This window comes from Nostoc sp. CALU 546, from assembly GCF_048836525.1.
This window is the reverse complement of the sequence record NZ_JAWJTF010000004.1, coordinates 119,097-136,676: the sequence shown is the minus strand read 5'-3', so window position 1 is coordinate 136,676 and position 17,580 is coordinate 119,097. Positions and strand designations below refer to the sequence as shown.

Here is a 17,580-nt window from a genome sequence, read left to right as displayed (position 1 = left end):
TCTCTAAACTTTTAGATAAAGATAGCCACGGGGTTAAGTGCTGTTTCAGAAATTGGTTCGGTCAGCCATCCCATTTTTACTGGAACGTCGTACAGACGCCCTGGTGCGAAACGCGCCCAAAAATGTCTCAGACCTGGAACCACTACTTTGACCACAGATAAGCCAATGTCCGGCCGAGTCTGATCTAAAACGAGCATTTCCAACCCCAGGCGCTCAACAACTGACTGACAAAGCAAAATGTCGTCTCGTAAATCGTCGGTTTGAGCTGATTTGTAATCGCTGCGTCGCCGGGGCAAAATGCGATCGCACGGTGCAAGATATGGTTGGTTTGCTAGTGTAGCTGTGCGCCACCATTGGATTGCTTCTGGATCGTCATAGCTGTAGCCTGTACCATCAGGTTTGCTGGTAGAGACACCAGGTAACATTTGATTTAATTCTGTTAATGCACGCACAATACCTAGTCTGGGGTCAAAATGTGCCGCAGGTGCAAAGATGATATCTTCCAAGGGGCGATCGATACGGCGAGAAATTGCTATAAATGCTGGAATGTCAAGGTCGTTTGTTAAATCGAGAACCCAAAGCTCTCGATGAATACTATGGTAGTACTGCCTTAAATTTTGAATGTATGGATCGTCAAAGCTATCGAGGTCAACTGCTGGTTTTCGTAATTGGTTATACCACCATGTAGCAACGCTATCTCGTTCTACTAGCTCCATAAAGCCTTGGAGAATTGCTTCTTCTTTGGTATTGCCAGCAGCAGAACCATTAGAATCTGGTAAGCAGAAGAAATGCTTTGGCAATGAAGGGTAGCTGTAATAACAGTAGCTAGTGGGTAAATAGCGGAATTCTTTGTGTGTCAATGACCACAGCGGAGTCCAGTCAATTTCGGCTTCTTGGTCAAAGGCTAGAGGAATCATATCTAAACGGCGATCGCGGGCGTTCCATTCGTCGCGATCGCGATACTGGGCTTCACTAAAGAGCATACAGTCTTGTGGGTTGATAGCCTGTGTCCCTAAAGCATCAGCACTGGTTTTGCGCCGAATTTCTTCACCGCGAAAAACGCCGGAATAGCGTTCAATTGCCTCGCAAAGGGCGCTGGCTTGGGCTTGTGCATCGGTAATTCCTTTGCCACAAGAAGAACCCCGAATGTGACGCCGTAGTTTTTGAAATGAGTCATAGCGTACTGCCATGTTATGCCCAGACATGTAGACGTGCAAAGGTGAATTGTCTTGGTCTGTAACGCGAATTAAACTTTTAGCGATTCCAGTCAGTGGACTAATGTGATGTTTGTTGTTTTTGAGTGTTTCTTCTGGGGATACAGCGCGATGTCCACCATCTGCAACAAAAGTTTTGCATACGCTATTCAGCACAACAGCACTTGGCGATCGAGATGCTTGATATTCTGCATCTCCACATTCTAGACACTGGGGACGGCGTACAACTGTATGTTCTTGTATTTGCAGCCTACCTGTATCAAATGTGATTAATTTATTCTTGAGTGTCGTATTCTCACCCAAGACTAACCATTTTGCTACCTCAATTGCAGCCATACTTAAACCCATGTTCATGGTTGCAGGTAAGGATGCTAAAGCAGGGTAGGGATGAATTCGTTTGTTAATCCGTCGTGCAAACTCTTCGACTTCGTAATTGTTACGCAATCTTTGAGCCAGACAGGCCCAACAACCGGTTTCTCCAGGTTGGAATAACGGCCCTATCCAAGAGTAAATACCGTTCGGTTTAGCAATTAACCAAGGTCTGCCAAGTTTTAGGGTATGTTGGTTAAACTCCTCTAAACCATCTTGAAGATAATCGTCAACAAGTGCAACTGAGAACTGGGCAGTTTCTATAGGTGCTATACGGATATAGAGTTTTTCTAAAAGAGTCAGAAATTCTTCCTTGGGAACGTCACCAAAGCAAGTCACACTCACAGTTTTAGCAGCCAAGACTTTGGCGAGGGTTTGCGTGTCTACCCCGAATGTATTCCAAAATGCTGCGATCGAGTCTGGTAGACCTGTGAATGACTCTTCAATATGACCGTTACGCTCTAAAATCAGCAGAGCATGGTATATTTCAGTCTGCGAAAATTCGTCTTGTAGTTTGTCAACAATCTGCTCGGTGTGACGTTGCCCATCAATCAGAGGCATGATTCGGGCATACACACGACCAGACAAGGCGAAATAACGACCTTCTGCAATCAAGAGAACCTTGTCATTGCCAACAATTTCAACGTGTAGGTGGCTCTTCAGTTTGGGTTGTTTAATCATTAATGCACGATCCTGGATTTTGCAACTATTACGATTGGGCGTTGCATATTTACCAAGCCCTTCTGGGGCGGAAACGGGGAATGAGGGGTTAGCGGTAGTTAGATCCCCAACTTCTTGAAGAAGTGGGGGATCTTGCAACCTCAGTTCCCTTTCATTGCTTTTGTGGGATGGGACACAAAGCCTATTCCTTGTATTTCTGGATGGGCAAGATGCTCATCCCACAAAAATTGTCCCTTGATTCAGCAACACTGAATTAAGGAGGAATTGTGTATGAATGATTTAGCAAATCGCAGATTTCGAGGTCTACAATCAGGTGACGATTCAAACCGTCATTTGATCGCATTCTAAATTCTCAATTCTGCTTCTAAGCATTAACTACAGCTGTTTGACGATGCTGTGGAAGCTGAGGAAAGACATGAAGGTGTTGTGCAAGCTGAACTTGCAGTTGTTTGGCAACTAGCAGCTGCATATATAGCCATCGACAAGTCTTCATGTGACAATTCATCAGTCTGGGGGATGACGAGATAGAGAGTATGTGAGTTGCGTTCAGCTGGTATTTCTTCAAAAGACTTGCGAATTTCGATTTTCATATCCGATGGTATCTCTAAACCGTATTCCTCAAGTACAGATGTCGGTTCCGATACCAAACGGCTTTTGAACTCTTCGTCCACCATAGCCATTGCTGAAACTTGACTGATTACTTTCTGTGCATCTTTCGTAGCTTCTTTTTCTACAAACAAGGTTGCGGTTTCCATACTGTCTCTCTTTTGATGTTTTGGTTGTGTTGGGTTGAATCTTGTAACAAGGGATGCAAAGAAACGATTTCGTTAAGCGACTGGTTGAGGAACTAGTCCAAAGGCAAGATGCATCCCCAGTGCATCTTGCTCATGCCATACTTCAACGATTTCGTTATTTGCTATACGAGTGATTACAATCCCGGAAACTTCTGTTGTTTTTCCTGGTTGTGCATTAGGAACAACATCGCTGGAAATTGTGTAGCTATACCGTCCAACTACTTTATCTCCACTCGCAAATACATCATGAACTTTCACATCAATGGGGCCTGCTTGTCTAGCAGCATTAACCGCATCTGCGCTCCCTGATATACTGACATCCATACCGCTGCGACTGAGATTGTGTTCCAGTTCATCACAGAGTAATTCTTCTAAAGTCTTGTAGTCACCTTTGGTTAAGGCTTCTATATAACGAGACATAATCTTCATGTTTGCTTCTGGATTTGACATGATTTTTACTCCTTTTGAAAAATTACACGATTTGAACAATTTGCTTATACCAATTCCTGTAATATTGCGCTTTTTTTCACTTCAAAGCAATTTAGGAATTGCCCAAATAGTGTCTATTTTTGGGCAAGCTCTATAGGCGCATAATCATACAGGACTGGTATCAATTGCAATCCTTATTTTCTAATTTCAACTTATGGAATTTTCCTTTAGTAAAGGAATATTATCTGCACTAAATTATAGAAATTTGTGTGCAAATAAAAGTAAATATTGCATCTAATGACAATAAATATTCAGTTCCCTTACTAAATTAAAACCCATGCTCATCATCTTACCTGCAATGGGTGACACGAGATGAAATAAAAAAAATAAAAAAAAGTTAAACTTTTTCCAATTCGTTTACGAATAAAACAGCAAATTAAATTAGACCCTCCATAACAGTTAAAACTGAAAATAAAGCGTCATTTTATTGGAATTAGTGACAAAAATTAAATAAAAATAACTACCACCACATTAGATATTTTGGTGGAGTATTGCACCCTATTAATTAAGAATTACCCTTCGATTTACGCTCGCAAACTTGCGTTAGCGAGTTTGCCAGACCCTCGTTTTTACAACGTCTCTGACAAAAGAAGACTTGCGCTTCACTGCATTATCGACGCAAAGTACCACAACGGCAAGTTGCTTACGAATTGCGAATTAGTAATTATTTGTTCAACCGTGAGCAACCAAAGCATTCTGTTGCTGAATCTCAAGTATTTGAAAGTTGTTTTTATAGCTGGAATTACGTCCAAAAACCATAGTATGAAACCATTTAATCCATCGTTCTTCTTCATTGCCATTTCCCCAATTAAAAGGTAATGTTAAACCTTCGTCTGTCCAAGATACATCGCTGACTTTAATCACCGTATTGGGAATACATTGCGGTTGTGCTAATGGAGTATATGAAACAAGACGACGTGCTGTCGTGAAGTAAGTTATCCAATCAAAGTTGGTGGTGAATATTTTTCCTTTGCTCTTATCATAACTTGGTAATACAATCAATTGTTTTTGGTATTCAACAACACTTTCTAGATTGCGAAAGTCCGGATATCTCTGCAATAAATATTCTTTTAGCGTGTTGAAAAAATATTCAAGTTGTAAACAGATTTGAATGAATATCCAATGACTAGGTTCTATTTGGTATTCAAATTGAGGAAATTGGGAAATATCCATAAAAGCGATCGCATCATCATTTGCCAAATAGGCCTGATAATTTTCCTGCACTGCTTGATACCAGTTTCTAGCAGGATTTATCTGTTGGATAAAGTTATCAAATAAATCATTGTAAAACCGATCGTAAGGAATATTGTGGGTAAACCTGAGATAGATGGCGATTAACTGCGTCACACTACAATTGTGTAGGGACTTAATGTAAGCCGCATAGGTATTCATTTTCACCCAATCATCAGATGAAAATGTCTTCGTCTTGACGATGAGTCGGGATTTTGTTGTCAAGGGATCAAATGGCCCCCGCAGACGCATACCATGATTCAATAAAACGTAGCGATCGACTGTTTCAATTTCCCATTTTTGAATATAATCTGGTTCTGCTGCTGGTGCGTTCGGTAGTAAATTATAAGGAAAAACCCAATAATACGTGTGGATTCCCCATTCCATCAAATCTGAAAAACAAGCTTTCCAATACTCGTATTTGTCTCCAGGAATTCCTAAAATTAGTTGAACATAGACTGGTATACCATCCTCCATAAGTTGCCGTGCGACTTCGTACTGTTTTTGTGTAGAAATATTGGAACGGTTGGTAGCGGCTAAGACTTCTCGATTTGTGTGTTGGATAGATAGCACATGGGCTGACAAAAGACCAGTATTGAGAAACTTCTTAGCAATTGTCAACGCTCTGTCTGGATTATTTTTAGCCGTGTTGTAAGAAAAATATTTAGGAAAACCGTACTTTTTATTAGCAGCAATCAGGAGATCCGCAATTTCCATATCCCTTGGTAACATCCCAAAGTTGGCGTCAGCTGACATGACAAAGCCGATTTTCATTTGTCCAAACCATTCGATCTCGGCTTTGATCCTCTCCATCGGTAATTGCCGAATTTTTGACATCGTATTAGAACCCCAATCACAGTAGCTGCATTTGTATGGACAACCGCGATTGGTTTCCCAAATGACAATGACATCACTACTAATAGAACTAAGCATCTCTTGATAGTAGGCGCTTTGCTCAATATAAGGGCTATGGTAGAATTCCGTTGGTATCTCAGTCGGCCCGGTGTAAATATGTCCTTTTCCGTCGGTTCCTGGGAGATAAAGTCCAGAAATATCTCCAAATAAGTTTTTATTAGCGATCAGTTCACCAGTGTCGTCATATTCAAGGACTTTTTTGAGAATCTTGGTAAATGTGATTTCTCCATCCTTGACTGCAACCATATCGATATAAGGATATTTCTTAAAGAAATCTACATCTTTGTAATCTGGTTCTGGTCCTCCAGCGATTATTAAACATTGTGGGTGGAGAGCTTTGATTTGCTGTGCAATTAGGCATTGCAACTTCCAATTCCAGATGTAACAACTTAGTACTAACACATCTATTGAGGTATCCTGATAAGGACGCAGAAGGGTTGAAACCTCTGCTACTTGGTTGATTGGCGAAAGCCAACGTACATAGTCTTTTCCAGTACCGTAGTTCTCCCAATAAGTCTTAAAAATACCCCACATTATGGGCAGGTATGGCAACCCCATCTCAACTAATGGTGGCTGGCTCACCAGAACGGTTTTACTCTTGACAGACAGCATATTTCTCTACTCCCTTGTTAATTCTGTGTTTGAATGGTGTGTAATGGTGTTGTTACATGAATTAAAAAAGGTACACCTTCTCTCCGTAGAGTAGATTATTAGTCTTCAACTTTGTAGTTGTCTGGCTTGTCCGACTGAATCATGCGATTAAGTACCACAACTCCAGTTGAATCCACTACTACATGAATAACCTTATTCTTTGGAACTATCGGTAGTTCCAAAGATAGTTTGTTTAAACGACGGGACATCATAGAGCGATCCGGTACTTCTAGCTCAATACTCACGATCATAAATAGTGCTTCTAAAAATCCTTGTGTTTGTCGTCCTGGTAGATGAAACACCGATCAAATCGTTATTTGATAATATAGATTGCACATTTATGTTTTCTTCCTCTTCTTCTGCGTCTTTACCCCCATCAATTTTCCATGACTTGGAGCTAATTCATTAAATAAATCAAAAGTTAAGCAAAGAAAACCTTACTGTAAGTCTTGCGGATACAGCAGAAATCATTTAGGCGTTTTTAACTTAGTTCCTAATAATCCTGGAATCAATACTAATAGACATTTTTAGGCATTTCTTTTTCCTTTCTTTGTTGAATTTCTCTAGATAAGACTTGAAAATTGAGAATCAACCCGATGATATAGAGCTAATACCATAAAAATATACATCTTATAAGCTGTTAATACAATGATAGTTAAGCAATAATTAACAAATTCGGTGGGTTTAAGTCCCCCGGTTCTATAACTGCTGTACGTTCGCTCATTTTTGAAAGGTGAAAGGAATTAATGCCTTACAGCTATTTTCAAGTAATTGAACCACAAGTCAGGTAAACTAGACATGAAGTAATTGTTTGATTCGATGCCAGTATCTTACTCAGAGGATTTGCGTCGTCGTGTGATTGCAGCGTGGGAAGCTCATGATGGCTCTCAACGCCATTTAGCTCAAAGATTCAAGGTCAGCTTGTCATTTGTACGAAATCTACTACGTCAGTATCGCCAAAATGGAGAAATTGAGGCGAAACAACGTGGGGGATACCAAAAGCCAACAATTCAAAACGAACATCTTAGCCTGATTAAGTCTTGGGTGGAAGAGAAAAATGATTTGTTGCTTTCAGAGTTATGCGTTGGGCTTTGCCCTGTTAGATAAGGTCGATTCACCTTCCCCGACGACTGCAACAGACTTTTGACTGTCTCCTCTAGTGAATCTGAATACACTCGACTGATGCGATCGCAAATTACCTGCATCTGCTCACACTCGGCAGGCAAGTAGTTGTACGGCTTGAGATACTGCAATCCAACGGTATACTCACCATCCCACATTCTCACGCTGCAACTAAAGTCATTCACTGCGCTGACAATAGCCCAGCACCCACCTTTGCCTCTCAGATCAGGATTGTCCTTAGCAAGGATTTGGCAGACTTCGCCGATTTGGTAAGTATTGGGTACTTGGGTTCGCTCCATAATCCTTTGCACCACATCTTTGACGATTCTACCAGTTGGCACTTTAGAGCCAGTAACTTATACTGCTCTTAGCCATGCTTCCTGCTGTTCCTGGGGTTCAAGCTTTGTCATGGGTCGAACTTGTCCCTCTGCTGTGGGCAATTTGTGATCAAATTGATCACAAATTTCAACCAAGTTATCAAAAACAACAGCCGCATCCATTAAAAGATAAGACTGGCGACGACTATGAGCAAATCTCTCCCGGCAATATTCCTCAAATGTTTTATGCGTCGAACGGTACAGTCTGCGATCGCGTAATTCCGCCAGTGCCTTCCCCGCTTCAAAAACTGCTCTCTCCACTTTGCGTTCCAAGTGTTGGCGATCGCGCAGTTCTTCTTCTGTCAACTCTGGAACTTCAACAGCAGTAACCGTAATTGTTGCTGAACCTGGGTTTTCTTCAAGGGAGATATCCTCTTCTACAAGGTCATCAGTTGGTGTGCTGTCACTGGATACGGCAGAGGTGGCTTTTTTGCGCTTAGAGGTTGGTTTAGTCATTATTCCACCTCTAGCGGAACAGTGCTTGAACGAATATCGAGTTGTGCCATGATGGGGGTGTGATTAAATTGATATTAATTCCCCAAACCTTTTGCTGAGGTTGGGGTTTTTCATTGGCTGGTTTGCATATTTCATATTGGCATCTGCGGTAATCATCCTTGTTGCTTTTTCGGCTTTAGCATTGTCTCTACATCCCCGTATATAAAATGTCTATGACAAGCATCGGCACGTTATCAAAAATTACCTGAATGTTTCCATTTCTGAAAAACACACACCGATTGCGTTCCCGCTTCGGGTTGCCGAAGGCATCGCTCAGAAACTACTTGCAAAGATTGATTTGAAATTGGCTTATGTTGGTCGGTTGGGCAAGCGTGAAAATCGGGAGTGTGTTTATCAGTTTGTTGCCCCTGATGACCAGCATGATTCGATTTTTGGGCAGTGGTTAAATCGGGATGAAGCATCCTACAGTGAGTTGGTGTCAGTCACTAATAATATAGTTTTATCGACACCAGTGATTGACACAACCTCTCAAATATTAGAAGAGGTAGTGTCCAGCCCCCAAGGACAAGCCTGGAAAGGGCTGAAACTGAAATTGCAGCAAGGCTTGGACAGTATTGGCTCTTCCTACAGCGAGTTAATGTCCAAGGTTGGCGAGGCTGTTGGCGTTGCTGATGGTGAGCCTTACTGGAACGCATACCTGGGGCAGTGGCAAGTTTGGGTTAACTTTGCTTGGGGGTGTAAGTCTGTGGTCTGTGATTGGCTCAAAGCGGCTTAGACCAATAAAGCTCCCGCTTAATATTGAATAAGTTTTTGTGGTCTAGCGTAGTTGCTCAGATTTGCAGGTACTTCAATATGTGGATGTAATTTGGGATCGTTTATGGGTACAGCCGCTGTCAATTTTAAGGGAATTTCTCCTGCCCATACAGGTATTTGATAATCCGCTTCATCATCAATGGGCCCACCAGTGCGAATCTTTGCTGATGCTTCTGTGAGCGGTAAAGATAGGACTATAGTTCTGGCTAATTCGTTATGGCAAGGCGATCGCACTTGCGACCACCGTCCAAGAATAACGTGTTCTGTAAATGCTTTCAAGGCAGCTAATTTTTGCTCTGCATCTTCGACCAGTGTTGCTTTTCCAAATACAACTACTGAATGATAATTCATTGAGTGGTGAAACGCCGAGCGTGCCAATACTAACCCATCAATTAAAGTCACTGTTACGCAAACATCAATACCTTGTTGCAGGGTTCGCAGCATTCGACTAGCAGGTGAACCGTGGATATATAAGGTATCCTCAACTCGTCCATAGGCTGTAGGGATCACAAAAGGCTGTCCATCTGCGACAAAACCTACATGGCAGACTAATCCTTCATCCAATATTTGATAAATGGTGTCGCTTTCATAGTTTGCTCGTTGGGGTACGCGTTTAACTGTTGTTCTTTGGCTAGAGGCTTTTTGTTGAGGCATGGCTGGAAATTTATACTCTATATCGTTAGAGTAATCAGGTAAGTGGAATGATACAAGTGCCACTTTTTGAATAAATTACCAGTCCACTTATCTCATTTGTAATTCCTAACCCGAATGGATTTTGTTATTAGTATTGACCTAAAAGCAGCTTTACCTTTGTATCGTCAAGTTTACGCCCAACTACGTCAGGCTATTCTTTCGAGAAGATTAACCCCAGGAAAAAAACTGCCTTCAACGCGAACCCTTGCTCAATTGCTTAGTGTTTCCCGCACCACTGTTACCCAAAGTTATGAGATGCTCCTAAGTGAAGGTTATCTAGAAACAATTGTCGGATCGGGAACATTTGTCTGTCGTCAACTCCCTGATGAATTACTAAATATCACACCGATTGAGCCAAAATCACAACTACCTCATTCTTCAATATCCTTATCAACTTATGGCGAAAGTTTGAGCGATCGAGCTTTTTTACACCTACCAGAAGCAGAAGTAGAAATTAGCTTTAGTTATGGGCGACCAGCTTTTGATCAATTCCCAATAGACTTGTGGCGTAAGCTCTTGTCTCGCCATTGCCGCTTTAGTCGATACGTGCTTGACTATACTTATGACTCTATGGGATATCAACCTCTAAAAGAGGCGATCGCTGACTATCTGTCACGCTCCAGAGCAGTTAAGTGTAAGCCAGAGCAAATCATTATTGTTGCTGGTTCACAGCAGGGACTTGACTTGATTACACGTGTATTAATTGACCGTGGTGATTGGATAGCAGTGGAAGAACCAGGTTATTTAAGCGCTAGACGAGCTTTTTTGGCACAGGGAGCTAGTCTATTCCCTATATCTGTAGATCAATCTGGCTTAATAGTCAGTAGCCTAACAACAAATATCATCCCTAACATTAAATTCGTTTATGTCACTCCATCTCATCAATTTCCTACAGGTGCTACGTTATCTCTTTCTCGCAGGTTAGAGTTATTAGCTTGGGCGCACAAATCAGGGACGATGATTATTGAAGATGACTATGACAGCGAGTATCGTTATGGTGAGCGTCCCATACCAGCATTGCAAGGATTAGACCAAGCTAACTCAGTGATCTATCTGGGTACATTCTCTAAAGTACTATTTCCGGCTTTGCGTCTTGGTTATTTAGTTTTACCACAGAATTTAGTGCATATATTTGCTCGTGCAAAATGGCTCGCAGATCGGCAATGTAGTTTGTTAGAACAGTACGCCCTGACTGATTTTATTACCGAAGGACATTTAGAACGCCATATTAGACGGATGCGTGCGCTCTACGACCAACGCAGGCAGACTTTGGTGCAGTCTTTGTTTTCTTATTTCGGTGACAAAATTGAAATATCTGGGGAAAATGCCGGAATGCACCTGATGGTCAAAATCAATACTGAACTCACTGATGACAAAATAGTCCACCTTGCTGCTCTTGCTGGCGTAAGTATTGGGGCAGCGTATCCTCAATATTTAAAACATAGCCCTGGTAGCGAATTTATCTTAGGATATGCTGAACTCAATGAGCAGAAAATTCAAGAGGGAGTACGCCGACTAGCTCAGGTAATACTAATTGACTAATATGTAATTTGCCAGATGTCGCAAATCTTGCGTTGCCCGGTCTTTGACAATTAATCGATAGCTCATGTATCGTTTGGGTTGCCCATGCTGTTCTGACCTAAAACGGTAGAACGCAGGTTTTGCCAATATTCTGGTGTTACTTCCTACCCTTCTCCATCAATACCTTCTTTCAAAAGTCCTTCTAACTTCACTTGTACCTTGCGTTTTTGGTCTTGCTGTACCAATGAGAGAAAATATTCGCCAATGCTGCTGTAAGCACCTGACATCACTTGTGCCTCTACATAAACGCGCACCTCATCAGGTATATTAATACTGATATTCATTGGCGCTCCTGCATAACTAACCTTATTATTTTAGCTGACAGTTTCCATCAATCCTAAATTCCCGGTCGCTATCTGGATTATGTCGGTCGGTTGGGTAAGCGTGAAAATCGGGAGGCAATTGCACCAACTCCAAACAATAGACCTACTAGGGAAGTACGTTCTGGTACTGATGTAGATGAAGAACTCAGGGTAATATTGGCAGCAGAATCTTGATAGATGTATGTTCCTGCCCGTCCGACTTCACCCGTCAAGCTAATTTCAGAGCTTGAAGTTTTTTCTAAGGTATATCTTGGAGCATCAAAAGCAATGCCAAAATCAACTACTAAATTCCAATTCGACCCAGAACCAAGCTCAAAATCAACATCTGGGGTTAAGTTCCCACCATTAGTAGATCCTGGATTCAAATTCAAGTTTAGATTGTTGACGGATAGCTCCCAATCGCTCAAAGTCCCGGACTCTGAGTAAACCACGAATCCAGAATATTCGCTCTCTTTTGGCAAAGAGTTCGTAAGGAATGGGCTAGTAGCATCGACTAAGGTAAAATCACCTGAAAATTCTTGTCTAGTTAGAATCGCTCCCAGTACGGGAGTAGCATGAAATACGCTTGCAACTACCAAACCAATCACGGCGACGCTAACTTTGGGGAGTCGAACTTGATTCATGTATTGGTCATGCTATTTAAATTTGTTGAAGGTATGCTATCACATCCTTGTCTCGTAGACAGGAAAAAGGTGTCCTTTTCTCAAGCCCCTAAATTTATTTATGGGGTTCAAAATTATGAATTTTGAATTCCCCGTTCGCGTAGCGTCTCGCAGAGAAGGGGTTGACAGCTTAACTTTCGGTAATCAACTGTAACAATACTTCCGTCGAAATCTTGCCACTGATATCAGCACCTTCCAAGAGGCTGTCTGCCAAATCTCGCTTGTGCTGATGCAATTGCACAATCTTTTCTTCAATAGTATCCTTTGCTACTAGACGATAAATAGTAACTGGGCGTTGTTGCCCAATGCGATGGGCGCGGTCTGAGGCTTGATCTTCCACGGCGGGATTCCACCAAGGGTCTGTATGAATCACGTAATCAGCCGCAGTCAGATTCAGTCCTGTACCACCCGCCTTGAGACTAATCAGAAAGACATCTCCTGAACCAGCTTGAAATGCATCTACCCGTTTTTTGCGCTCTGCCACTGAAGTACTGCCATCTAAATATTGATAATTAATACCTTGCTGATCCAGATAATCTCTGATAATGTGCAAATGGTCAACAAACTGACTAAACACTAACGCCTTATGACGATTTTCCAGCAGTTCACCTAGCACCTCACCAAAAAGTTGTAACTTGGAACTAGGTAATTCAGTATCAGGCATAACGAGGCTGGGATTACAGCAAGCGCGACGCAATTTCATAATCTCAGCTAAAACCTGCAAATGTTTCTTTCCTGCTTCTGCATCACTTTCGGTCAGTTTAGATATTGCTTGACGGCGCAACGCTTCATAGAATGCCTTTTCCTCTCGACTTAACTCTACATGAAGGAGAATTTCGGTACGAGATGGTAACTCTTCTAATACCTGATTTTTTGTCCGTCGCAACAGAAATGGTTGAATCAGTTTTTTGAGTTTATTACGTGCAAGTTTATCCTGATATTTTTCAATGGGGGTAGCAAAGCGTTGATTAAAGCTTTCAAAAGAACCCAATAACCCAGGATTAATAAAGCGGAACAAATTCCATAACTCACCCAGGTGATTTTCAATGGGAGTCCCAGTAGTCAGCAACTTAAAATTAGATTTTAGGTTCATCGCTGCCTGAGAACGTTTAGTGGTCATATTTTTAATCGCCTGGGCTTCATCTAGGACAATAGTTTGCCACTGTATCTGAGCAAGCATTTGCGCTACTTCTTCCTGCTGTAATAAACCATAACTGCATACCAACATATCTAAAGGTTGTAAACCATCCAATAATTTTTGGCGGTTAGCACCAGAAAATTGAATAATATTGAGAGTTGGGGCAAACTTCTGCGCTTCACTCACCCAATTCATACACACAGAAGTTGGGGCAATAATTAGGGTTGGCCCTTCATGGGCGTTTCTGAGGATGACAGCTAATGCCTGCAAGGTCTTACCGAGTCCCATTTGGTCTGCTAAACAAGCTCCCACACCCCAATGTGCCAGACGCGCTAGCCAACAAAAACCCTCCATCTGGTAGTCACGTAGTTCTGCTTGAAGCGTAGATGGCAGTTCCGGCTGGAGGTTTTGCACCTCCTTGAGACGCTGGATATGTGTTTTCCAGTGTTTATCTGCTTTTACCTTACCGACCTCATCGACAAAATCTTCTAACCCTAATGTTGCCAATGGGTGAAAACGAATACCTTTACTATGTTTTTCTGAAAACATCCGCAATTCATCGAGGCGTTTCCGAAAAGCTTGAGTTAAAGCCAAAAATTGACCATCACCAAGGGGGATAAAACGGCTGGGGGTTTTCTCTAATAGTTCTAGTAGTTGCTGCATATCTAGCACTAGGTCGTTATTCAATTTCAACTCCCCTGTGGCTGCAAACCAGTCTTGCTGACGTTGAATTGATAAATTAAAGTCTTTCAAGTCGGCATTATGGCTAACACGCAGTTTTTCTCCTTGTGGCCATTCTATGACTACGTTATTTCCCAGTGTTTGCAGTTCTAGAAGCAGTTCTAAACAGTCTTCGGGATCGTCTATAATCCATTCACCATCTTGTTCTTCAGTTTGAGTCAAGGTGGCGCAGGCGGCTACAGCATCTTTGGCAAGTTGCTTTTCTTCAGACAGATTTCGTCTGGTTTGGAGACGTTTACCGTCAATCTCGGCAATTACAGTTTCACCACCTGTACCAGGACGGTAGTAGGGGCCACCTTGGGCAAAGGGGCGCGACAAAAGGCTGATTTTCAAGCCGGCATTGGCAGGTAAAAGATGAATATGGGGTAGAGTCTGGGCGGGTACTTCTTCTGCACCTTCTGAACCGCCACCAATGTCAGAATGTACGGTAACGATACCAGAGACAGCATTTATGGCTGCTAAAACTTGTTTCTCTGCGATCGCAGGTACATTTAATTTATTATCTATACCAATAATCTCTGCAATGCGTCTGTGTTCGGCAGTAATTTCAATGACTTTGATGCGGGTTGGAGTTTCTTTGATATGCAGAATATTTTGTGATTCTGGTAATTTGGGAGAAAATTCTAAGGTGAGACGATCAAGTTTCCCTTTTTTAACCAGTAGTTCCGGTTCTCCCTTGACAATTTCTACACGGATAGTAGGTGTATCTTCCCAAAAAACCAACGGGTGTCCAATTAAAGCAGAGATGGCTTTTTCACCGAAGGTATAATCAACTTTGCCGTAATAGCCTTCACTATATACCTCAATACAACTACATACCCGCATATCTTGGGGTGTGATGTAATCAAACTCAGATAATGCACTGTTTAGACGCTTGAGGGCTATGGGGCGACCTTTACTCCATTCTCCTTTGGCATTAACTTTTTGTTCTCGTGGTTGTAAGATACATCTGCTGGGATAGAAGGTAATGAACCATGCTAAACGCAGTTCGGATTCTGGTTTTCCTGGTGTTTGTGGTTCTTTTTGGAGATTTGCTAAGGCATTGAGGCACATTTCCCAAGCTTCTTGGGGTCGAATTAAGTCTATGATGGTTTGGATATTGCTATCTTCTCGCAGTGCCTCTGCAAGTTGTTTATAGTTACTACTTGGTTTGAGTCGGGATAGGAGTTCTGCGGTTTCCATTGCCAACCAGTGATAACCGGAGGCAAGCGATCGCCGATACAATGGTTCTAATAAATTAGGTAAGCGTTTTTTAGCACTCTCAGCATCCATCCAGTAAAGGCATAGCGAACAAAACAATGTTTGTAAGCTATTTTCTTCTTCCACTGAAGAAATATGACCACTGACTACAAATTGTTTTTGAGTAATATCACCTTGGTGGACTTGCAGTACCATTTTCAGTCTGCCATAAGTGAACCTCAGCCAATGATCTGATTGACGGGACATCAAACTGGTGTACTCTTCTGCTTCTTTGAGGCTTTGCGCTGAACCATCTTTTAAAAGTGCGAGGATGAAAAATAAGCCCCCAATTGTATTGAAATATATTTGGCGTTTGCCTGTAGCCTTTTTGATGGCTTTCAGGGCATCTTTATAATATTTGATGGCTTGTTCATTATCATCCCGCAGAAAACTTAACCAACCCCAAAAGATTGCAGCGTTATTTTGATATTCATTTGATATCCGCTCCAGACTTTCTTGTGCTTCTTGGGTACAACCTTGTAACAACAGTTGTTCTGTCAAAATCAGATGTAGATAATCTGAGCAATGTTTTCCAGGTGTAGAACATTCTTCTTCTAGCAGCATCAACGCATCTTCCGAAGCGGATAATTTTAAGGCTGAATTGAAGAGGATACTAGATATACCACTTTCATATAATCCTTGTGGTAGGGTGTTAAACCAATCTGCATCAAATGGATTATTGTATATCTGCTCAAAGATATTTTCTATTACTATTTTTTCTTCACTATCAGCGTACTTTTGGTAAGCTTCAATTTGCTGATTAATAAAACTAAGGTCTTGACGATAAATACCAATGCGGATTTCTCTGATACACTGGCGTAAGTTGTAAAAAATTCGGGAATCTCTGTTCCAGTGAGTACGTATTGGTAGCTTCTCCTCTACTGCTGTGACGAGGATTTCAAACTGTCCGGTTTGTACAGCATGGCGAGTAGCAATTTCTGTGAGTAACGGATGACATTCAGCACCTTGCCTGTTTTCCTGTATTAACAAGCCTGCTTTTAACAATTTATCAATTTGGAAACTGAGGGTTTTAGTAACCCAAGGTTTATTGTTTTCATCTAAAGCGTCAATTTTACTAAGACAACTTACGAATGAATTTTTGTCTATCGGTGCATAAATTACCGAAAACAACTGGATAATTTTTTGTATGGAAGGATGTAACTCGAAATATTTCCTTGCGATTAGTGCTTGTTGGATTGTGGAATTCGGCTCAAAAGTAGTCATATTATTTATTTAGTTCTTTCAATAATTCCATTAATTTACGTTTACGTCCATGAGCCGCTTCTAGTTTGGAGCGATAAGCAGACCATTCAGATTTTTGCCCTAGTTGAATATAAGCAGCTTTTACTTTTTTGAGCCAATTAACCGCAGCGTCATAACGGTCAGCTTTTCCTTGTTCCATAATTGGTTCTGCCCGTCTGCGAGTTTCGAGAATTGCGATACCTTCGGTAAGCTTCGCTAACGCATTATTGCCATCTCCATTTTTTGCTAACTCCCGCGCTTTCTCAATTACAGCCAGCAAATCATCTGTAAATGGGTCTTCTTCTGAACCATACTCTAATTCTTTCAATCCATCCCGCAAAATCCGCAAGACATGAGAGCGGAAAGGTGATGTGTCAATTTTGCTTTGGTGGGTAGAAGGCTGTTTTGTTTTTGGTTTTGGTAAGTCTATCAAACTGACAAACTCATCAATATCATCAATTATTTCTGGTCTATTTTCCACCAGTTCTTGCAGTAATCGCTGAGTTTGAAGAATATCGAGGCGATTTAATAATTGTTCTAGTGTTGGACGTTCTTCAATCCTATCTGACTGACGCGAACAGCTTAATAAGGTGGCAACGATATGTTTGCACCAACCATCATAATTATAAGGGCAAGTACAACTTGCTGAGGTAATTCCACCTGCATCAAAACGAATACTGACTTGATATGGTGTAATTTCGCTACCCTCTATCTCTGCCTGAATCAGATTACCTCGTTTTTTTAGTTCAGCGATTGCCCCCCTACGGTAATATTCTTCACCACGACTGTAGGATGAAGCGTTGGAGTTATGACGTATTATTGCTTCAGAAATTTCTGGAATCGACATAGC

14 protein-coding genes are annotated in these 17,580 nt (G+C 41.6%); 3 read left to right on the top strand and 11 right to left on the bottom strand.

From position 1 onward, the window contains the following. Window positions 1-11 precede the first annotated feature (11 nt). The 5 genes from RRG12_RS03510 to RRG12_RS03490 all read right to left on the bottom strand — a co-directional run bounded on the left by RRG12_RS03510 (window position 12) and on the right by RRG12_RS03490 (window position 6,645). Window positions 12-2,402 (bottom strand): TOMM precursor leader peptide-binding protein, encoded by a 2,391-nt coding sequence (locus tag RRG12_RS03510; RefSeq protein ID WP_420758368.1) that lies wholly within the window; start codon window positions 2,400-2,402, stop codon window positions 12-14. A 233-nt stretch (window positions 2,403-2,635) separates the two neighbouring features. Next, a complete protein-coding gene (locus RRG12_RS03505; RefSeq protein ID WP_069070540.1) occupies window positions 2,636-3,019 on the bottom strand; it encodes a nitrile hydratase subunit alpha in 384 nt (127 codons plus the stop codon). A gap of 72 nt (window positions 3,020-3,091) precedes the next feature. Further along, window positions 3,092-3,508 carry an ester cyclase gene (locus tag RRG12_RS03500; RefSeq protein ID WP_069070541.1) on the bottom strand — a complete coding sequence of 139 codons (417 nt, stop codon included), beginning with the start codon at window positions 3,506-3,508 and terminating at the stop codon, window positions 3,092-3,094. Between the two features lie 711 nt (window positions 3,509-4,219). Beyond that, complete coding sequence (locus RRG12_RS03495) at window positions 4,220-6,304, bottom strand: B12-binding domain-containing radical SAM protein (RefSeq protein WP_420758367.1); 2,085 nt, start codon at window positions 6,302-6,304, stop codon at window positions 4,220-4,222. A gap of 98 nt (window positions 6,305-6,402) precedes the next feature. Then, window positions 6,403-6,645, bottom strand: a complete 243-nt coding sequence (locus RRG12_RS03490; RefSeq protein WP_420758366.1) for a transposase — start codon at window positions 6,643-6,645, stop codon at window positions 6,403-6,405. 517 nt (window positions 6,646-7,162) lie between these two features. On the opposite strand from RRG12_RS03490, the gene RRG12_RS03485 reads away from it, so the two are divergent. After that, window positions 7,163-7,450, top strand: coding sequence for a helix-turn-helix domain-containing protein (locus tag RRG12_RS03485; protein WP_420758365.1), 288 nt, complete (start codon window positions 7,163-7,165; stop codon window positions 7,448-7,450). 371 nt (window positions 7,451-7,821) lie between these two features. Here RRG12_RS03485 and RRG12_RS03480 read toward each other — a convergent pair whose 3' ends face one another. Next, the gene (locus RRG12_RS03480) at window positions 7,822-8,298 is read right to left on the bottom strand and encodes a hypothetical protein (protein ID WP_256090979.1); all 477 of its coding nucleotides are present in this window, start codon (window positions 8,296-8,298) and stop codon (window positions 7,822-7,824) included. 337 nt (window positions 8,299-8,635) lie between these two features. Here RRG12_RS03480 and RRG12_RS03475 point away from each other — a divergent pair, with 337 nt between their 5' ends. Next, complete coding sequence (locus tag RRG12_RS03475) at window positions 8,636-9,073, top strand: hypothetical protein (RefSeq protein WP_420758364.1); 438 nt, start codon at window positions 8,636-8,638, stop codon at window positions 9,071-9,073. Between the two features lie 17 nt (window positions 9,074-9,090). Here the strand turns inward: RRG12_RS03475 and RRG12_RS03470 are convergent, their stop codons facing one another. Beyond that, a complete protein-coding gene (locus RRG12_RS03470; RefSeq protein WP_069070571.1) occupies window positions 9,091-9,765 on the bottom strand; it encodes a pyridoxamine 5'-phosphate oxidase family protein in 675 nt (224 codons plus the stop codon). A gap of 114 nt (window positions 9,766-9,879) precedes the next feature. Between RRG12_RS03470 and RRG12_RS03465 the strand changes: the two genes are divergently transcribed. After that, window positions 9,880-11,346: a PLP-dependent aminotransferase family protein gene (locus tag RRG12_RS03465; RefSeq protein WP_420758363.1), complete on the top strand. Its 1,467-nt coding sequence runs from the start codon at window positions 9,880-9,882 to the stop codon at window positions 11,344-11,346. A 143-nt stretch (window positions 11,347-11,489) separates the two neighbouring features. On the opposite strand, the gene RRG12_RS03460 is transcribed toward RRG12_RS03465, so the two are convergent. From RRG12_RS03460 to RRG12_RS03445, 4 genes are all read right to left on the bottom strand, one after another. Beyond that, window positions 11,490-11,669: a ribbon-helix-helix domain-containing protein gene (locus tag RRG12_RS03460; protein WP_420758362.1), complete on the bottom strand. Its 180-nt coding sequence runs from the start codon at window positions 11,667-11,669 to the stop codon at window positions 11,490-11,492. 77 nt (window positions 11,670-11,746) lie between these two features. After that, window positions 11,747-12,331, bottom strand: a complete 585-nt coding sequence (locus RRG12_RS03455; RefSeq protein ID WP_420758361.1) for a PEP-CTERM sorting domain-containing protein — start codon at window positions 12,329-12,331, stop codon at window positions 11,747-11,749. Between the two features lie 169 nt (window positions 12,332-12,500). Further along, window positions 12,501-16,712: a DEAD/DEAH box helicase gene (locus RRG12_RS03450; protein ID WP_420758360.1), complete on the bottom strand. Its 4,212-nt coding sequence runs from the start codon at window positions 16,710-16,712 to the stop codon at window positions 12,501-12,503. A gap of 1 nt (window position 16,713) precedes the next feature. After that, on the bottom strand, window positions 16,714-17,577 hold the full coding sequence (locus tag RRG12_RS03445) for an SWIM zinc finger family protein (RefSeq protein ID WP_420758359.1): 864 nt from the start codon (window positions 17,575-17,577) through the stop codon (window positions 16,714-16,716). Between the last annotated feature and the right edge of the window lie 3 nt (window positions 17,578-17,580).